Genomic DNA, 18237 nt, shown 5'->3' with positions numbered 1-18237 from the left:
CTGTTTCAGCGCGTGGGAGCCACAGCATCCGAGGCCAGTTCCATGGTGGCGATGAGCATGGTGGCCACGGCATCCGGCTCGGTGAGGAAGCCGTCGTGTCCGTCCCGCGAGGAGATGATCCTGAGCCCGTCGCACGACGGGATCAGGTCGGCGATCTCCTGCTGCTGACGGAGCGGGTAGAGCCGGTCCGAGTCGACCCCGCCGACGACCGTCGGAACGGTGACGGACCGCAGGACGGTCTCCAGTCCGCCGCGACCACGTCCGACGTCGTGGCGGTTCATCGCCTCGGTCAGCAGTACGTACGACCCGGCATCGAATCGACCGGCGAGTTTCGCGGCCTGGTGCTCGAGGTAGCTCTGCACGGCGTAGCGACCACCGTCGAGGGCGTCCTCTCCCACCTGCGAGCGATTGCCGAAGCGTGTGTCCAGCTCGTGTTCCGTGCGGTAGGTCAGATGCGCGATGCGCCGCGCCACGGCGAGACCGGACAGCGGAGCTCGACCCGTGTGGTGATAGTCGCCGCCCTGCCAGTCCGGGTCCCCGGTGATGGCCGCGATCTGTGTCGTCTGCGTGCCGATCTGATCGGCGGACGCCCGCGCGCCGACAGCGATGACCAGTGCGGAGGCCACCCTGTCGGGATGGGACGCGAGCCATTCCAGGGTGCGCATTCCGCCCATGGATCCGCCGACCACCGACGCGAAACGCTCGATTCCCAACGCGTCGGCAACCATGCGCTCGGCGGTGACCTGGTCGCGGATCGAGATCTCCGGGAAACGTGATCCCCACGCGACGCCGTCGGGATCGAGCGACGACGGTCCGCTGGTACCGCGGCAGCCACCCAGGACGTTGGTCGCCAGGATGCACCAACGGTCGGTGTCCAGCGGCGCTCCGGGACCGACCATTCCCGACCACCAGCCGGGTGACGGGTGACCCGGCCCGGCCGGTCCGGTGACATGGGAGTCGCCGGTGAGTGCGTGTTCGACCAGCACGACGTTGTCCCGCGCCGGAGACACCTCTCCCCACCGCTGCACCACGACGGTCGCGTCGGGAACCACGCGACCGCTCTCGAGGGGAACGTCGCCGATGTGCACGGTGCCCACCCGCCCGTCCGCCGGCGGAAATGCCGACGAACGAGCGAGCGAGGGGAGATCGAGTGTCAAGATGCTGCCCGGAAACCCTTCTCCAGATCGGCGAGGATGTCGTCGATTCCCTCGATACCGACGGCGAGTCGAACGAGCCCCGGCGTCACGCCGGAGGCCGCCTGCTCCTCGGGCGACAACTGCGAATGCGTCGTCGACGCGGGGTGGATGACCAAGGAACGCACGTCACCGATATTAGCGACATGGCTGTGTAGTTCCAGGGCGTCGACGAAACGTTTTCCGGCCTCGAGCCCACCGGTGAGCTCGAACGCCACGATGGCTCCGGCTCCGCGCGGCGCCAGTTCCCGGCCACGGTCGTACCAGGGCGACGACGGGAGTCCGGCGTAGTTGACACTGACGACCTCCGCGCGGTTCTCGAGGAACGTCGCCACGGCGGTCGCGTTCTGCACGTGCCGCTCGAGTCGCAGGGACAGAGTCTCGATGCCCTGCCCGATGAGGAAGGCGTTGAACGGGGACACCGCGGCGCCGATGTCGCGGAGCAACTGCACACGCGCCTTGAGGGCGTACGCGGGCGCACCCAGATCGGCGAACACCACACCGTGGTAGCTGGGATCAGGGGTGGTGAAGTTGGTGAAGCGGCCCTGCGTCCAGTCGAAGCCGCCGCCGTCCACGATGACGCCGGCGATGGCCGTGCCGTGGCCGCCGAGGTACTTGGTGGCCGAGTGCACCACAATGTCCGCGCCGTGCTTCAGCGGCTGGATCAGGTACGGGGTCGCGACCGTGTTGTCGACGATCAGCGGAATGCCGTGGCGATGAGCGACATCGGAGACGCCGCGGATGTCGAAGATGTCGTTCTTCGGGTTGGAAATGGTCTCCCCGTAGAACGCCTTCGTCTCGGGGCGGACCGCCTTGTCCCACTGGTCGAGGTCGTCGGGATCGTCGACGAACGAGACGGTGATGCCCAGCTTCGGCAGCGTGTAGTGGAAGAGGTTGTACGTGCCGCCGTACAGACGCGGGCTGGAGACGACGTGGTCGCCGGTCTCGGCGATGTTCAGGATCGCCAGCGTCTCGGCGGCCTGGCCGGACGCGACGAGCAGTGCGGCGACGCCGCCCTCGAGGGAGGCGATGCGCTGCTCCACGACGTCCTGCGTGGGGTTCATGATGCGGGTGTAGATGTTGCCGGGCTCGGCCAGTCCGAACAGTGCTGCCGCGTGATCGGTGCTGTCGAACGTGTACGAGGTGGTCTGGTAGATCGGCAGGGCGCGTGCGTGGGTCGTCGCATCGGGAACCTGTCCGACGTGGACCTGGCGGGTCTCGAAACTCCAGTTCAGAGCCGGATCTTCGACGGGCGCACCCACCGCGTCGACGACATCGGATCCCGAGACGTCGGGCGCGGAGACCTCGGGCGCGGGAGAGTTCGGGTCGGAGTAATTGTCGGTCATGTCTGTCGTGCTCCTCGTGGAGGTGGCGTGCAGGGAATCCACGTCGGAACGCACCACGTCTGCCGCACGAGTCACCGTCACCGTGTGCAGAGCGCAGTAGGCGAGCCGAGCTTCGTGGAGAAAGAAGTATCGGGGCCTATCGCGAGCTACAACACATGGTGGAAACCTCCGAGGTGCCGGTCGGTGGGCCCGAGGGATCGGGCCCGCGCTTGCTCTCGCTCCGCACGATCACGGACCGAGTAACCCGGTCATCACCCGGGGCACCCCACCGCGGTTGGAGGGTTGCCGGCCAGCAAGCCGGGGCTCGATGCTGGCGCTCATGACCTTGGCAGGAATGGTAGCGGGTCGTTCCCGGGAGTCGGAAGGGTGGCCGAACTCACGGTCGTTCGATTGGCGAATGACCTGGCCGGGGTTCAGACTGGAACATGCGAAGGCGCCTTTCGGGGCGCCTTGTCCGTTTCACGGGTCCTTACCTTCTGAATCGATCATGAACCGCACCACCGACCACGAAAGAGAGCTTGTGACACCCCCCTCCGTCGCTTTCGACGTCCTCCCGTCCGCACCCGCCGCGGCACCTGCCGTGACGGATCGGCAGCGTGTCCGTCGTCGACGCGTGGCGATGTCGGCGCTGGCGCTCGGCGGCTTCGGTATCGGCACCACCGAGTTCGTGTCCATGGGTCTGCTCCCCGACATGGCGACCTCGATGTCGGTGTCCGAGCCCAGCGCGGGCCACCTCATCTCCGCCTACGCACTCGGCGTCGTCGTCGGCGCCCCCGTGATCGCGGCACTGGCGGCACGGGTTCCTCGCCGCACCCTTCTCCTCGCTCTGATGGTTGCCTTCACGCTGGGCAACCTCGGCACCGTCTTCGCGCCGAGCTTCCACGAACTCATGGCGTCACGATTCGTCGCCGGGTTGCCCCACGGCGCCTACTTCGGTGTTGCGGCGCTGGTCGCGGCCCACCTCGCGGATCCCGGCAAGCGTGCCAAATCGGTGGCGATGGTGATGATGGGTCTGTCCGTCGCCAACGTGGTGGGTGTTCCTGCCGCGACGTGGATCGGACAGGCCTTCGGGTGGCGCAGCGCCTTCGGCATCGTCGCGATCATCGGAGCACTCACCGTCACCGCGCTCGCGGTGTGGTTGCCTCGGCTCGACTCGATGCCGACCACGGACACTCGAACCGAACTCGGAGCATTCCGCCGCACCCAGGTGTGGATGACACTGTTCGTCGGCATGGTCGGGTTCGGCGGCATGTTCGCCGTGTACACCTACATCGCGACCACGTTGACCGACGTGTCCGGCCTGTCCAAGGCAGCTGTTCCCGTTGCGCTGATGATCTACGGACTGGGCATGGTGGCCGGCAACTTCCTCGGTGGATGGATCGCCGACCGCATGCTGGTTCCCGGTCTGTTCCTCGCCATGACCTCGGTCGCGGTGAGCCTGGCCGTGTTCGTCGCGGCGGCGCACAACCCGGTCACCGCGCTGATCGTCGTCTTCCTCATCGCAGCCTCCGGGTCCGCGATCGTGCCCGGCCTGCAGACGCGTCTGATGGACGTCGCCGCCGACGCGCAGACGCTGGCAGCCTCGCTGAACCACGCCGCGTTCAACTTCGCGAACGCCCTCGGCGCCGCTCTCGGCGGTGCCGTCATCGCCGCCGGCTTCGGATACACGGCCCCCGCCGTGGTCGGTGCGGGCCTGGCGATAGCCGGTATCGCCGTCCTCGCCACCTCCGTTGCGATGCAGCGCCGGACGGACGCCCGGGCAGTAGTGGTCTGAGCTCGGATACGGTTCTCCGGTGTCTCACACCATCACCTCGGTCAACGTCAACGGCATCCGCGCAGCAGTGCGTAAGGGAATGCTCGACTGGCTCGCGACGTCCGGCGCGGACGTGATCTGCCTGCAGGAAACTCGCGCGACCGACGACGAAGTCCTGTCCTGCCTCGGCCCCGCGCTGGACGGTGGCAGGCAGGGTGCGGGGTGGCACCTGGCGTCCGCGGAGCCGTCCGTGAAGGGACGCAACGGGGTAGCAATCCTGTCGAGGACGCCGGCCGAATCGGTCCGGATCGGCTTCGGTGACGCCGAATTCGACGAGTCGGGCCGGTACATCGAGGCGCGTTACCCTGCGGTCGGCGCCGATCCTGCCGTCACCGTCGCAAGCCTGTATCTGCCCTCGGGTGAGGTGGGTACCGAGAAGCAGGCGTCGAAGGAACGGTTCATGGCAGCGTTCGCGCACCACCTGGACGCGTCGGGATCGTCGGGCGAGCACCACGTCGTGTGCGGCGACTGGAACATCGCGCACACGGAGCTGGATCTGAAGAACTGGAAGGGGAACCGGACCAAGTCCGGCTTCCTTGCGTCGGAGCGCGCGTGGCTGGACTCGTTCATCGGCGAGACCGGAGCCTGGACGGATGTCGTGCGAGCACTGCACCCGGACCAGGACGGTCCCTACAGCTGGTGGTCGTACCGCGGCAAAGCCTTCGACAACGACGCGGGATGGCGCATCGACTATCAGATGGCCACCACCGACTACGCCGACCGAGCGAAGGACGCCGTGGTCGAACGTGCCGACAGTTACGACCTCCGATGGTCGGATCACGCGCCGGTCACCGTCGTGTACCGCTAGACCGCCGGCTCGGCGGTCACCTCCGGCGACGCGGCGCGTGATCCGTCAGAGCGCCGCTGCGAGCCGGTGGTATGCCGCGTTCCAGCGCAACGTGCGCTGGAAGCCCCTCGTTGTCGTGTCGGCGTCGATGGTGAGCAGTTCCACGGCGATCATGTCCGAGAATGCTTCGAGCACAGCGATATCGAGCGCGGTGCTCATCACGGTGTGGTGCGGTGCCCCGGCGGTCAGCCACGATTCCGCGGACACCGACAGCGACGGCTCGGGCTTCCACACCGCGCACGCCACCGGCAGCTGGGGCAGTGCCTCGTCGGGCTCGACGACTTCGACGACGTTGGCCGTCAGGCGGAACCGTTCACCGACGTCCGACAGTCCCACGATGATGCCGGGGCCGGGATCCGCGGTGAACCGCATGCGCACAGGGTCTTCGCGGCCGCCGATGGAGAGCGGGTGGATCTCCACCGTGGGCCGCGACGTGGTGATGGACGGGCACACCTCGAGCATGTGAGCGCCGAGAATCTTCTCCTCGCCGGGAACGAGATGGTAGGTGTAGTCCTCCATGAAGGACGTTCCGCCGTCCAGGCCGGCAGCCATGGTCTTCATGGCGCGCAACAACATCGAGGTCTTCCAGTCGCCCTCTCCGCCGAATCCGTAGCCGTCGGCCATCAAACGCTGCACGGCCAGGCCGGGCAGTTGTCGTAGCCCGCCGAGATCCTCGAAGTTGGTGGTGAAGGCTCCGAATCCACCGTCGGACAGGAACTGCCGCATTCCGGCTTCCACGCGCGCGCCGTAGCGCAGCGACTCGTGACGGTCACCGCCCGGCCGCAGTTCGGAGGCGACGTCGTAGACGTCCACGTATTCGGCGACCAGATCGTCGATCGCACTGTCGCCGACGCCGTCCACCACCTCCACGAGGTCGTTCACCCCGTAGGTGTTGACCGAGACACCGAAACGCAGCTGCGCCTCGACCTTGTCGCCCTCGGTGACGGCGACGTCGCGCATGTTGTCGCCGAAGCGGGCGAGCTTGAGTGTGCGCATCTCCGCGCGACCGATCGCTGCGCGGGCCCACTGGTCCACCCTCGTGACCACGGTCGGGTTGTCGACGTGCCCGGCGACCGTGGTGCGCAGCACGCCGACTCGCGACTGGATGTGGCCGAACTCGCGATCACCGTGCGCAGCCTGATTGAGGTTCATGAACTCCATGTCGATGGTGGACCAGGGCAACGACATTCCCGCTTGCGTGTGCAGGTGCAGCAGCGGCACGTCGAGTGCGTCCAACCCTGCGATCCACATCTTCGCGGGGGAGAAGGTGTGCATCCACGTGATCACACCGATGCAGTCGGCGGCAGCGTTGGCTTCGCGCATCTGCGTCAGGATCGACGACGCGTCGAGTAGCACCGGCTTCCAGACCACGCTCACGCTCAGCTTCGCGTCCAATTTGTCGGCGATCTCGCGGGACTGTGTGGCGACCTGGTCGAGAGTCTCTGGGCCGTACAGGCCCTGGCTGCCGGTCAGGAACCACACCTCCGGACGAGCTGTGCCGGAGACCGGGGTGGACGTGGATGCAGCGGACATGGGGAGAACCTCCTGTGCCGTCCGCGGATCGCGGCGGCGAGAACGGGTGGAGCGGAAAGTGGAGACGGTCTGTCGATCAGCGCTGGCCGTACACGTTCTGATATCGCTCGTGCAGGGCGTCGACGGCGGCGGGCGGGATGCGCAGCGGTTGGCCGAGTTGGTGTGCGAGGTGTACCGACCGGGCGACGTCCTCGCACATCACGGCCGCCTTCACGGCGGACCGAGCGGTCGGGCCGACGGCGAACACACCATGGTTCTGCATGAGGACGGCCGGTGACCGGCTCTCCCGGAGCGTGTCGACGATGCCCCGACCGATCGAGTCGTCGCCGATGGCGGCGAACGGTCCGACCGGGATGTCGCCGCCGAACTCGTCCGCGCACATCGTGGTGACGACGGGGATCGCCTGACCGCGCGCCGCCCACGCCACCGCATAGGGCGAATGCGTGTGGACGACCGCACCGACGTGGTCGAGGTGTCGGTAGACGTACGCCTGGGCCTGCGTGTCGGACGACGGAGCATGGTCACCCTCGACGACGGCGCCGTCCAGGTCGCACACCACCATGTTCTCCGGTGTCAGGTCGTCGTAGGAGACCCCGCTGGGTTTGATGACGAACAGGTCCTGTCCCGGCACCCGCGCGGAGACGTTGCCGGCCGTCCACACCACCAGTCCGTACCGCACCAGTTCGGCGTGCAGTGCGCAGACGTCACGGCGCACGGCGGTGACCGCGGTGCGGACGTCGTCGACGATCGTCATCGTGCGGCCGCCTTCCGTGCCAACGCGTCGCCGCGGAGCGATCGGAGATGTCTCATCGTGGATACGTCCTTACCGAAGTGGTCGTGGAGTTCGGAGTACACGGCGAACAGGGCGTCGTACGCCTCGGATCGCGCGTCGTCGGGCACGTAGGCGCCTCGGCGTACGCGTCCCATCGACTTCGCCGCCGTCGGCACGTCGAGGTAGCAGCCGGCGGCGACGGCCGCGTGGATGGCCGAGCCCAAGGCGGGGCCCTGGTCGGAGCCGATGACGGACAACGGCATCCGCAGCACGTCGGCGTAGATCTGCATCAGCAGCGGGTTACGGGCGAGGCCTCCCGCGACGACGAATTCCTCGACGGGCACCCCGCTGGCGCGGAACGTCTCGACGATGACCCTGGTGCCGAAGGCGGTGGCCTCGAGGAGCGCACGGTAGATGTCCTCGGGGCGCGTCGCGAGTGTCGTACCGACGACGAGGCCCGAGAGTCGGTGGTCGACGAGGACCGACCTGTTGCCGCTGTGCCAGTCGAGAGCGACGAGGCCGTGTTCGCCCACCTCCTGCTCGGACGCCAACCGGGTCAGGTGATCGTGGATCGATTCCCCGGCGGCCTCGGCGGCGTCCCGGTAGTCCGCCGGAACGCCGGTGCGCACGAACCATCCGAAGATGTCGCCCACCCCGCTCTGTCCCGCTTCGTATCCGTAGGAACCGGCGACGATGCCGCCGTCGACCACTCCGCACATTCCCGGAACCTCGCGCAGCACATCGGCACTCATCACGTGACAGGTCGAGGTACCCATGATCGCGACCATGCGGCCGGGTTCCACCGCCCGCGCCGCGGGGGCGGTGACGTGCGCGTCGACGTTGCCGACGGCCACCGCGATGCCCTCGGGCAGGCCGGTCCATCCGGCCGCCTCCGCGGTCAGCGAGCCTGCGCGCGAGCCGAGTTCGCCGATCGGCTGGTCGAGCTTGTCCTCGACGAAGGAGCCGAAGCCCGGAGCGAGTTCGGTGAGGAACTCGGCCGACGGGTACTTGCCGTCCTGCAGGATTCCCTTGTAGCCGGCGGTGCAGGCGTTGCGGACGTACGTGCCGCACAGTTGCCACACGATCCAGTCCGCGGCTTCGACCCATCGATCGAGCGCGTCGTAGATCTCGGGATCTTCCTCGTGGATCTGCAGTGCTTTCGCGAACTCCCATTCGGAGGAGATGAGCCCGCCGTACCGGGGGAGCCATGTCTCGCCGCGCGATGCGGCGAGCGCGTTGATGCGATCCGCCTGGTCCTGTGCAGCGTGGTGCTTCCACAGCTTCACGTAGGCGTGCGGACGGTCGACGAAGCGTGGATCCTCGCAGAGCGGAGTTCCGTCGGCGAGGGTGGGGACCATGGTGCACGCCGTGAAGTCCGTGGCGATGCCGACCACCTGCTCCGGCCGCACGCCGGCGGACGCGAGAGCCGCCGGCACGGCATTGCGCAGAACGTTGCGGTAGTCCTGCGGAACCTGCAGTGCCCAGGCGTCGCCCAGAGGGACGTTCCCGCCGGGGAGGGTGGATTCGAGGACGCCGTGCTCGTAGTCGTGGACCGCGGTGCCCAGTTCGGCTCCGTCGGACACGCGCACCACGACGGCGCGTCCCGACAGGGTTCCGTAATCGACTCCGACGGTATAGGTCTCGGTATGGTCAGCCGTTGTCATGGCGCTCTCCTGGTGTGGTGCTGCTCGCTCGGACGATCAGCTCGGGTTCGATGCGAGTCTCGGGGGCCGGTGTGTCGTCGAGGGCCGCACGCAGTATCTCGATGGCTCGTCGACCGACCTCGGTGAAGTTCTGTCCGACAGTGGTGAGTGGGGGAATCAGGTAAGCGGCCTCCGGGATGTCGTCGAAGCCGACCACGCCGACGTCCTCGGGTATCCGGCGACCGCTCTCGTGAAAGGCTCGCAGAAGTCCCAGCGCCATCTGGTCGTTCGCGCAGAACACCGCAGACACGGAGGTGTCCGATGCGAGGCGCAGGCCGCACTCGTATCCACTGCGCGCGGACCAGTCGCCCCGCAGCGGAGGTGTCCACGGCAGACCGTGCTCGTCGAGGACGTCCTGCCATCCCTGCTCGCGGGCGCGAGACTCGGCCCATCCGTGCGGTCCGGCGAGATGGACGATCTTGTGGTGGCCCGCGTCGACGAGGTGGCGGGTGGCCATCCGTGCGCCACCCTTCTGATCGACGCCCACGGTCCAGCGCGAGGTGAGCGGGTCGCCCTCCACCACGACGACAGGAACGACGGACTCCTCCGAGCGGGCCGCGGCGACGGCGTCGTCCGTCGCCGCGATGAGCACGATGCCCTCGACGCCCTGGTCGTGCAGGTGGTGCATCGCCGCGACCAGTTCCTCGCGGGAGAGCGTCGTGAGGCTCACCGCGCTGACGGAGTAGCCGGCCTCGCGAGCGGCGCTCTGCACGGTGCGGTGCGTCGCACTCGGTCCCCAGAACCCGAGCTTCGAGCCGATGATGCCGATGGTCGCGGACTTCTTGGTCACCAACGCTCGTGCGGCGCGGTTGGGGCGGTACCCCAACTGGTCGATGGCCTTCTGCACTCGGTCGCGAGTCTGGGGTCGTAAGTTGTTCTGACCGTTCACTACCCGAGAGACCGTCTGGTGCGAGACGCCGGCGAGCCGCGCGACGTCGGCCATGACGGGGGCGCGCCCGTCGGCCTCGGTCGTCATGCCCGCCGCCGCATGCTCAGCAGGCGCTGAGCGACCACGAAGACCAGGAGCAACGCGCCCACGGTGATGCGGGTCCACCAGGAGCTCAGGGTCCCGTCGAAGGCGATGAAGGTCTGGATGGCGCCCAGGATCAGCACACCGACGACGGATCCGAGGACATAGCCACGTCCGCCGGTCAGGAGAGTGCCGCCGATGACCACGGCGGCGATGGCATCGAGCTCCATTCCGACGGCATGCAGGCTGTAGCCGGACAGTGCATAGAAGGCGAACAGCAGACCGCCGAGAGCGGCGCAGAAGCCGCTGATCGCATACACGCCCACTTTGACAACCGCGACGCGCAAGCCCATCAGGACGGCGGAGGCCTCGTTGCCGCCGACGCCGTACACGGAGCGGCCGAAGCGGGTGCACGCCAGCACGTAGGCGGCGACGGCGACCGTGACGAGCGCAATGACGACGGACCACGTGACGGAGTAGCCACCGGGGAGTTCGACGACGCCGAACGCGATGGCGCTGAACGTGGAATCGGTGATCGGAATCGACTCGACACCGATCATGTAGCAGAGGCCGCGGGCGAGGAACATGCCCGCGAGGGTCGCCACGAAGGGTTGGATCTGCAGATAGTGCACCAGGATTCCCATGGTGGTGCCCAGCAACGTTCCACACAGGAGCACCGTGGCCATGACCAGGATCGGGGACCAGCCTAGTTGCAGTGTGCGAGCGGCGATCATCGTCGAGAGGGCGACGACGGATCCGACGGAGAGATCGATACCACCGGTGAGGATGACGAAGGTCATGCCGACGGCCAGCACGATCAGGAACGCGTTGTCGATGAAGAGGGACAGGAACAGTTGGGGGTCGGCGAAACCGGGGTAGCGGATCTCGCCGATGCCGAACAGTCCCACGAGAAGGGCGAACGTCGCGATGACAGGAAGGAACCGCGAGGGCGGCGAGTACCGGCGGACGCGGTCCCAGGTGCCGTGGCTCGCGGCCGGAGCGGGTGATCCGGTGGGAGGGTGCGTGAGCAGGTCACTCATGAGCGCGGGCCTTCCGGCTGGTGGGGCGGAGCGTACGCAGAGAGGCACGGGCGCGGGGTGACTGCAGGAGGCAGACGACGATGATGACGAGTGCCTTGAAGAGGTAGTTCGCCTCGGACGGAATGCCCACGTTGGTGATGGTGCGAGTCAGCGTTCCGATGAGGAGCGCACCGACGACGGTGCCGGCGAGGGAGAACCGTCCACCGGTGAGGGCGGTGCCGCCGATGACGACGGCGAGGATCGCGTCGAGCTCGATCCACAAACCGAGACTGTTGGCGTTCACGGAATTGGTGTTGGCGGCGATGATCAGGCCCGCGATGCCGGCGCACAGCGCGGCGAACACGTACACCGTCCAGACGATCGTTCGCGACCGCACTCCGGCGAGCCTGCTCGCTTCGGGGTTGATGCCGACCGCTTCGACGAGCATTCCGAGCGCGGTGCGGCGCGTGATCAGCACGGTGACGGCCACGACGGCCAGAGCGATGAGCAGCGCGACCGGCAGGCCCAGGACGATGCCCGAGGCCAGGAACCCGAAGGCGCCGTCGGCAACGGTGGTGATCTGACCGTCCGTCACCAGCATGGCGAGACCGCGGCCGGCCACCATGAGCACCAGGGTCGCGATAATGGGTTGAATGCCGAAGACGGACACCAACAGTCCGTTCCACAGTCCCAGCAGGAGGCAGGCGCCCAGTGCCCAGGCGACGGCCATGATCACGGTGGAGGCGGCGCTCTCGTCGGGCGAGGCGACGATCCGAGTGCACGCGACAGCCGCCGCGATGACCGCGACCGCACCCACGGACAGGTCGATGCCCCGGGTCGCGACCACCAGCGTCATTCCCACGGCCACCAGGATCAACGGGGCCGAGTTGCGGGCGATGTCGACGGGATTGCCGAACACGCCGCCGTTGACGATGCGGATGTCGAGGAAGCCGGGTGTGACGATCACGTTGATCACCACGAGCACCAGCAGGGCGATCAACGGCCAGAAGACCGGGTGGGACGGAAGCGATCTGATGCGGGACGGCGCGGGGCGGTCCGGCGTCGGCTGCGAGGGTGTGGGTGTCACACCCAGGGTGGCGGTCACGGTGCGAGGCTCCTGTCTGCGGCGTCGACAGGCGCCGAGGTGGTCTCGACGACCTCGTCGGTGCGTGTACCGGCGGCGATGGTGGCGAGAACGTCACCGACGGATACGCCGTCGTTGACGCGTTCGTCGATCTTGCGGTGATCGCGCATGACCACGATGCGATCGCTGAGCCGCAGGATTTCCTCGAGCTCGGCGGAGATGAACACGACGGACATTCCGCGCGACGCGAGATCGGCGACGAGCGACTGGATCTGAGCCTTGGCGCCGATGTCGATCCCGCGGGTGGGTTCGTCCAGGATCAGCAGTTCCGGTTCGGTGACGAGCCACCGGGCGAGCAGCACCTTCTGCTGGTTGCCGCCCGACAGGTTGCGCATCAACGCATCCGGATCGTTCGGTCTGATGTCGAGTGCGGTGATGTACTCCTGCACCAACCGAGCGCGCAGAGAGCGGGGGATGGGTCGCATCCAGCCGCGCTTCGCCTGCAGAGCCAGCATCATGTTGTCGGCCACCGTGAGGTCGCCGACGACACCGTCCGCCTTGCGGTCCTCGCTGGTGAGCGCGACCCGCTGATCGACGGCATTGCGCGGGGTGCGGAACCGCCGGGAGACGGCATGCACGGTCATGGATCCGCTGTCCGAACGGTCGGCACCGCCGAGAAGCCGGGCGAGCTCGGTCCGCCCGGACCCCAGCAGCCCGGCGACACCGACGACCTGTCCGGCGTACAGACGCAGATCGGTGGCCTCGAGGGCGCCCTTGCGTCCCACACCGAGCACTTCCATGACTGGCTCGCTGGAGGGATCGACGACGACGGGTGCGCGGTCGTCCAGCCTGTCGAGAAGGTCGAGCTCGCGCCCGATCATCAGCTGAACGAGGTGCAACTGCGGGGTGTCGGCAACCATGCGTTCCTCGACGAAGCGGCCGTTGCGCAGGATCGTCATCCGATCGGCGATCCGGTAGATCTGATCGAGGAAGTGGGACACGAAGACGACGGCTGTGCCTGCAGACCGCAGTCGTTCGATGACGCCGTAGAGCGTCTCCACCTCGTCCTTGTCCAGACTCGACGTCGGCTCGTCGAGAATCAGCACGCGGGCGTCGACGTCGACGGCGCGGGCGATCGCGATCAGCTGCTGGACCGCGATGGGGTGATCGCCGAGGACCGACGACGGATCCACGTCGAGCCCGAGGCGGTCGAGTGTGGCGCGGGCGCGGCGGTTCATCGCGCGGGTATCGATGCCGCCGATCGCTCGGAGTGCCGAGCGCACGGCTGCCGGCGCCGCAGAGAACCTGTCGGCGCGACGCGGTTCGCGTCCGAGCAACATGTTCTCCGCGACCGTGAGGTTCGGGAGCAGGTTCACTTCCTGGTAGACGGTGCTGATACCGGCGGCCTGCGCGGCGGCGGGAGTCGCGAACTCCTGCTGCGTCCCGCCGACCGTCACGGTGCCGCTGTCGATCGAGTAGACCCCGGTCAGGGCCTTGATCAGGGTGGACTTGCCGGCTCCGTTCTCGCCCATCAACGAGTGCACCTCTCCCGGGAACAGGCGGAGAGAGACACCGTCGAGGGCGCGAACGGCTCCGAACGTGATGGAGATGTCCTTCATCTCCACGATCGGCGCTGTGGCCGTCGAGCGCGGCGGAACGATCACCTCCATGCTCATGTCAGTACTGGCGGTCGGCGAGCACGGATACTGCCTGGTCGCGGGTGAACGTGGTCTCCTCGGTGACGACGCGCTTGGGCACCTCTTCGCCGTTGACGACCTTCTTCGTCAGGTCCATCAATTGCGGTCCGAGCAGCGGGTTGCACTCGACGATGAAGTCGATCTTGCCGTCGGCGAGTGCCTGCATGCCGTCCTTCACCGCGTCGACGGTGATGATCTTGATGTCCTTTCCGGGGACCAGTCCGGCTGCCTCGATGGCTTCGATGGCACCGAGGCCCATGTCGTCGTTGTGGGAGTAGACGACGTCGATGTTCTTGTCGGAGTTGAGGAACGACTCCATGACCTGCTTGCCGCCGTCACGCGTGAAGTCACCGGTCTGCGAGGCGGAGATGGAGATGGACGGCTGAGAGGAAATGGCGTCGCGGAAGCCCTCGGCGCGGTCGATCGCCGGTGCTGCGCCGGTGGTGCCCTCGAGTTCGACGACGTTGATGCGGCCGTCGGCGTTCACGTCGGACGTCGCGCTGTTCTGCACGAGCCAGTCGCCGGCCTTGACGCCCTCGGCGACGAAGTCGGAGCCGAGGAAGGTGGCGTAGAGAGACTCGTCGGTGGTGTCGACCGAACGGTCGGTGAGGATCACGGGGATGTTGGCGCGCTTGGCTTCCTGCAGGACGGGTTCCCATCCGGTCTCGACCACGGGGCTGAAGGCGATGACATCCACTTTCTGCTGGATGTAGGTGCGGATCGCCTTGATCTGGTTCTCCTGCTTCTGCTGGGCGTCGGAGAACTTGAGGTCGACGCCGGCGTCCGTCGCCGCGCTCTGGATGGACGTCGTGTTCGCGGTCCGCCAGCCGCTCTCCGCACCCACCTGGGAGAAGCCGAGCACCGTTCCGCCGCTCGAGGAATCACCACCGCTACTACCGCACGCACTCAGGGCCAAGGCTCCGCTCACCAACAGCACACTCGCCGCTACGACCTTCTTCGACGCCATCATGTTCTCCTCCGTCGTCGCCACCTCGTGTGACGCGTGACACAGAGTGTGAGCGTTAACATTGGACCGCGTCAAGGCTTTGGCAAACATTGACCACGAGAAATGTGAACGCTCACATCGGCGCCCTGTTCAGAGTCCGTCAGCGCTGCCGAATCGGTATTCGGTGACCCACCGGTAGGTCTCGCCCGGCCGCAGCACCGCGGACGGGAACGTGTCGTGATGCGGGCTGTCGGGGAACAGTTGAGGCTCGAGAGCAATCCCGTCTCCCTGGCGGATCGCGCGTCCCCGCCGGGAGACGGTGCTCCCGTCCAGGAAGTTGCCCGTGTACACCTGCAGTCCGGGCTGATCGGTCCAGATCTCCAGCGAGGTCGCGGAGACGCCGGAGATCAGTCGAGCGGCCCGGCGCAATCCGTCGTCGGCGAATTTTCCGTCGAGCACGTAGTTGTGATCCACGCCCCGTGTCGCGAGGACGTGGGGGTCGTCCGCGCGGGAGACGTCGCCGAGGCGACGTGGCGTGCGCAGGTCCAGTGCTGTCCCGCTCAGCTCGGCAGTGCCCCCGGTCGGGATGCCCGCGGAGTCCACCGGAACGAAGGCAGCCGCGTCCACCTGCAGCGTGTGGTCGTCGATGCCCTCACCTGCCAGATCGAAGTACGCGTGGTTGGTCAGATTGACCACGGTCGGCTTGTCCGTCACGGCGACGAGTTCCAGGCGCACCGTGGACGGTCCCGCCGTGACGCGCGCTCGGACGCGCAGCTCGCCGGGGTATCCCTGGTCGCCGTCCGGGCTGACCAGCTCGAGCTCCACCGAGTCCGTTGAACGATCGACGACGGTCCATGTGCGGGAGTCGAAACCGTCGATCCCGCCGTGCAGGTGGTTGTCCCCGTCGTTGAGTGTCACCTCGACGTCGGTGCCGTCGAGCTCGAAGCGTCCCCCGGCGATCCGATTGGCGTAGCGGCCCACGGTGGAGCCGAGGTAATCGCCCGAGGCGCGGAGCCCCGACTCGTCCGCGACACCGACCAGCACGTCGCGACGTCGTCCGTCTCCACCGGTGACGGACATGCGTTGGAGGGTGGCACCGAACGGCAGGACGTCGACCTCGATCCCCGGAGCCGATCCGATCGTCACGGCGTCGGGGGAGGAGGTCGCACGGTCGTAGCCGTCGTATCCGGGAGTCATCGCGCAGACGTTACGGGCGGAGGTGATTGAATCTGTAGATCATGACGACGGACACGGCGACCGACAGTCCCTCGACCACGCGGCGGCAACGAGTGCTCTCGGGCATCCAGCCCACCGCGGACTCGTTCCATCTGGGCAACTACCTCGGCGCGGTCCGGCAGTGGGTCGAGCTGCAGGACGAGTACGACGCGTTCTACTTCATCCCCGACCTGCACGCCATCACGGTGCCGCAGGATCCGAAGGAACTGCGCGCCCGCACCCGTCGCGCGGCAGCGCAGCTTCTCGCCGTCGGAATCGACCCGTCCCGTTCCACTCTGTTCGTGCAGTCGCACGTGCCGGAACACGCGCAACTCGCGTGGGTCCTCAACTGCATCACCGGTTTCGGTGAGGCGGGCCGCATGACGCAGTTCAAGGACAAGTCGGCCAAGCAGGGGAGCGATGCGACCAGTGTCGGCCTCTTCACCTACCCGGTGCTGCAGGCAGCGGACATCCTTCTCTACCGTCCTCAGCGCGTCCCGGTCGGTGAGGACCAGCGTCAACATCTGGAACTGACGCGAGACCTGGCCCACCGCTTCAACACCCGCTTCTCCAAGACCTTCGTGGTGCCCGAGGCGCACATCGTCACCGGCATCGCGAAGATCTACGACCTGCAGGACCCCACCGCGAAGATGAGCAAGTCCGGGTCGGGCGTGTCGGGGCGCATCGACATCCTCGACGACCCCGCGGTGTCGGCCAAGAAGATCCGGTCGGCCGTCACGGACAACGAACGGGAGATCCGGTTCGACACCTCGGCCAAGCCGGGTGTCAGCAACCTGCTCACCATCCAGTCGGCGCTGAGCGGCACACCCGTCGCGGAACTGGTCGAGGGCTATGTGGGCAAGGGATACGGTGACCTGAAGGGCGATACCGCGGACGCAGTGTCGGCGTTCTCCACGCCGGTGCGCGCATCATTCACCGAGTACATGAACGACCCGGCCGAACTGGACCGGCTGTTGCAGGTCGGGGCCGAGCGCGCACGCTCGATCGCCTCGGCGACACTCGCGCAGGTGTACGACAAGGTCGGATTCCTTCCACCGAAAGGCTGAGCTCCATGCCGGACTTCGCAGCGATCATCGAACGACGCCGGCGTGAATGGCCCTGGTTCGACCATCTCGCGCGAGCGGGATCGGTCTACCAGAACCAGAAGGGCGACTACTACGCGGCCGGCATCACCTATTTCAGTGTGCTGGCCCTGTTCCCGCTGCTGATGGTGGCGTTCGCGATCATCGGGTTCGTGCTGGCATCGAGACCCGAACTGTTGACGGAACTGCAGACTCAGATCTCCGAGAACGTGCCAGGTAGCTTCGGCACCACGATCAACGAACTGGTCGAGACGGCGATCGAGTCGCGCGCCAGCGTCGGCGTCATCGGACTGCTCGGCGCTCTGTACGCGGGACTGGGATGGACGGCCAATCTCCGGGAAGCGCTCACCGCGATGTGGGAGACCCCGCACGAGGCGGGCAGTTTCCTGTCCACCAAGGTCAAGGACTTCGGCGCGCTCGTCGGCCTCGGACTGGCCCTGGTGATCTCCCTCGGACTCTCCGCGCTGGCCAGCGGGTCCATCCTGCCGACGCTGCTGCGCTACGTCGGACTCGACGGTATTCCGGGTGTCGGTGTCGCCGTGCAGATCGTCTCGTTCGTCCTGGCCATCGCGGCGACCTGGGCATTGTTCGTCTGGGTCATCGCCCGCCTTCCCCGTGAACCCGTCACCGTGCGCAGCGCGGCGCGTGCTGCGCTGATGGCCGCCGTCGTCTTCGAGATCTTCAAGCAGGTCGGCGCCGTCTACCTCGAAAGCGTGACGTCCGGTCCGGCCGGTGCGACCTTCGGTCCCATCATCGGCATCCTGGTGTTCGCGTTCACCACCTCGCGCTTCCTGCTCTTCTCCACCGCCTGGGCTGCGACGGCGACGGAGAACGTGGCGCTCGCGTCGACACCGGTGCCGGACAGCGCCGTGATCGCCCCGCAGGTCATCGTTCGTGAGGGTGTGTCGCCGGCGGGTGCAGCGGCGCTCGTCGGCGCCGGCGTCGTCACCCTGCTGGGCATCGGTGGGTGGCGGGACCGCCGCAGGCGCTGACCGG

15 protein-coding genes and 1 riboswitch are annotated in these 18237 nt (G+C 67.3%); of the genes, 4 read left to right on the top strand and 11 right to left on the bottom strand.

The features are described from left to right. Positions 1 to 5: 5 nt before the first annotated feature. Positions 6 to 1157: a homoserine O-acetyltransferase MetX gene (metX, locus tag AC0IX4_RS17810; RefSeq protein ID WP_471830211.1), complete on the bottom strand. Its 1152-nt coding sequence runs from the start codon at positions 1155 to 1157 to the stop codon at positions 6 to 8. After that, positions 1154 to 2539, bottom strand: a complete 1386-nt coding sequence (locus AC0IX4_RS17805) for a bifunctional o-acetylhomoserine/o-acetylserine sulfhydrylase (protein WP_471830210.1) — start codon at positions 2537 to 2539, stop codon at positions 1154 to 1156. Before AC0IX4_RS17805 ends, metX begins: the two co-directional genes overlap by 4 nt. 200 nt (positions 2540 to 2739) lie before the next feature. Continuing rightward, a riboswitch (SAM riboswitch) is annotated at positions 2740 to 2864 on the bottom strand. 195 nt (positions 2865 to 3059) lie between these two features. On the opposite strand from AC0IX4_RS17805, the gene AC0IX4_RS17800 reads away from it, so the two are divergent. Together AC0IX4_RS17800 and AC0IX4_RS17795 are read left to right on the top strand one after the other, a co-directional pair. After that, the gene (locus tag AC0IX4_RS17800) at positions 3060 to 4313 is read left to right on the top strand and encodes an MFS transporter (RefSeq protein ID WP_471830209.1); all 1254 of its coding nucleotides are present in this window, start codon (positions 3060 to 3062) and stop codon (positions 4311 to 4313) included. A gap of 19 nt (positions 4314 to 4332) precedes the next feature. Continuing rightward, positions 4333 to 5160 carry an exodeoxyribonuclease III gene (locus AC0IX4_RS17795; protein ID WP_471830207.1) on the top strand — a complete coding sequence of 276 codons (828 nt, stop codon included), beginning with the start codon at positions 4333 to 4335 and terminating at the stop codon, positions 5158 to 5160. Positions 5161 to 5205: 45 nt separating this feature from the next. Here the strand turns inward: AC0IX4_RS17795 and araA are convergent, their stop codons facing one another. The 9 genes from araA to AC0IX4_RS17750 form a co-directional block, all read right to left on the bottom strand. Next, positions 5206 to 6732, bottom strand: a complete 1527-nt coding sequence (araA, locus tag AC0IX4_RS17790) for an L-arabinose isomerase (RefSeq protein WP_042573127.1) — start codon at positions 6730 to 6732, stop codon at positions 5206 to 5208. A gap of 76 nt (positions 6733 to 6808) precedes the next feature. Further along, positions 6809 to 7486, bottom strand: coding sequence for an L-ribulose-5-phosphate 4-epimerase (locus AC0IX4_RS17785; protein WP_042573128.1), 678 nt, complete (start codon positions 7484 to 7486; stop codon positions 6809 to 6811). After that, positions 7483 to 9168 (bottom strand): ribulokinase, encoded by a 1686-nt coding sequence (gene araB / locus AC0IX4_RS17780; protein ID WP_471830206.1) that lies wholly within the window; start codon positions 9166 to 9168, stop codon positions 7483 to 7485. Before araB ends, AC0IX4_RS17785 begins: the two co-directional genes overlap by 4 nt. After that, positions 9155 to 10183 carry a LacI family DNA-binding transcriptional regulator gene (locus AC0IX4_RS17775; RefSeq protein WP_471830205.1) on the bottom strand — a complete coding sequence of 343 codons (1029 nt, stop codon included), beginning with the start codon at positions 10181 to 10183 and terminating at the stop codon, positions 9155 to 9157. The genes araB and AC0IX4_RS17775 overlap by 14 nt, the downstream gene beginning before the upstream one ends. Beyond that, positions 10180 to 11217, bottom strand: a complete 1038-nt coding sequence (gene yjfF / locus AC0IX4_RS17770; RefSeq protein ID WP_471830204.1) for a galactofuranose ABC transporter, permease protein YjfF — start codon at positions 11215 to 11217, stop codon at positions 10180 to 10182. The genes AC0IX4_RS17775 and yjfF overlap by 4 nt, the downstream gene beginning before the upstream one ends. Further along, entirely contained in the window at positions 11210 to 12301 is a 1092-nt protein-coding gene (locus tag AC0IX4_RS17765; RefSeq protein ID WP_235579453.1) for an ABC transporter permease, read from the bottom strand. The genes yjfF and AC0IX4_RS17765 overlap by 8 nt, the downstream gene beginning before the upstream one ends. Further along, entirely contained in the window at positions 12298 to 13956 is a 1659-nt protein-coding gene (locus tag AC0IX4_RS17760; RefSeq protein WP_471830202.1) for a sugar ABC transporter ATP-binding protein, read from the bottom strand. Before AC0IX4_RS17760 ends, AC0IX4_RS17765 begins: the two co-directional genes overlap by 4 nt. A 1-nt stretch (position 13957) precedes the next feature. After that, positions 13958 to 14947 (bottom strand): ABC transporter substrate-binding protein, encoded by a 990-nt coding sequence (locus tag AC0IX4_RS17755; protein WP_471830200.1) that lies wholly within the window; start codon positions 14945 to 14947, stop codon positions 13958 to 13960. 126 nt (positions 14948 to 15073) lie between these two features. Next, positions 15074 to 16120, bottom strand: coding sequence for an aldose epimerase family protein (locus AC0IX4_RS17750; protein WP_471830199.1), 1047 nt, complete (start codon positions 16118 to 16120; stop codon positions 15074 to 15076). 41 nt (positions 16121 to 16161) lie between these two features. Between AC0IX4_RS17750 and trpS the strand changes: the two genes are divergently transcribed. Together trpS and yhjD are read left to right on the top strand one after the other, a co-directional pair. Continuing rightward, the gene (gene trpS, locus AC0IX4_RS17745) at positions 16162 to 17205 is read left to right on the top strand and encodes a tryptophan--tRNA ligase (protein WP_056069360.1); all 1044 of its coding nucleotides are present in this window, start codon (positions 16162 to 16164) and stop codon (positions 17203 to 17205) included. A gap of 5 nt (positions 17206 to 17210) precedes the next feature. Next, entirely contained in the window at positions 17211 to 18233 is a 1023-nt protein-coding gene (yhjD, locus tag AC0IX4_RS17740) for an inner membrane protein YhjD (protein ID WP_471830197.1), read from the top strand. The last annotated feature ends 4 nt before the right edge of the window (positions 18234 to 18237 follow it).

Source organism: Rhodococcus sp. AC861 (genome assembly GCF_979256035.1).
This window is presented reverse-complemented; position numbering and strand designations above follow the sequence as displayed.

Excerpts from the sequence above, each read along its gene's own strand:
- AC0IX4_RS17805 (WP_471830210.1), bottom strand. The coding sequence starts at position 2,539 with ATGACCGACAATTACTCCGACCCGAACTCTCCCGCGCCCGAGGTCTCC.
- araA (WP_042573127.1), bottom strand. The coding sequence starts at position 6,732 with ATGTCCGCTGCATCCACGTCCACCCCGGTCTCCGGCACAGCTCGTCCG.
- AC0IX4_RS17785 (WP_042573128.1), bottom strand. The coding sequence starts at position 7,486 with ATGACGATCGTCGACGACGTCCGCACCGCGGTCACCGCCGTGCGCCGT.
- araB (WP_471830206.1), bottom strand. The coding sequence starts at position 9,168 with ATGACAACGGCTGACCATACCGAGACCTATACCGTCGGAGTCGATTAC.
- AC0IX4_RS17775 (WP_471830205.1), bottom strand. The coding sequence starts at position 10,183 with ATGACGACCGAGGCCGACGGGCGCGCCCCCGTCATGGCCGACGTCGCG.
- yjfF (WP_471830204.1), bottom strand. The coding sequence starts at position 11,217 with ATGAGTGACCTGCTCACGCACCCTCCCACCGGATCACCCGCTCCGGCC.
- AC0IX4_RS17760 (WP_471830202.1), bottom strand. The coding sequence starts at position 13,956 with ATGAGCATGGAGGTGATCGTTCCGCCGCGCTCGACGGCCACAGCGCCG.
- AC0IX4_RS17755 (WP_471830200.1), bottom strand. The coding sequence starts at position 14,947 with ATGATGGCGTCGAAGAAGGTCGTAGCGGCGAGTGTGCTGTTGGTGAGC.
- AC0IX4_RS17750 (WP_471830199.1), bottom strand. The coding sequence starts at position 16,120 with ATGACTCCCGGATACGACGGCTACGACCGTGCGACCTCCTCCCCCGAC.
- trpS (WP_056069360.1), top strand. The coding sequence starts at position 16,162 with ATGACGACGGACACGGCGACCGACAGTCCCTCGACCACGCGGCGGCAA.
- yhjD (WP_471830197.1), top strand. The coding sequence starts at position 17,211 with ATGCCGGACTTCGCAGCGATCATCGAACGACGCCGGCGTGAATGGCCC.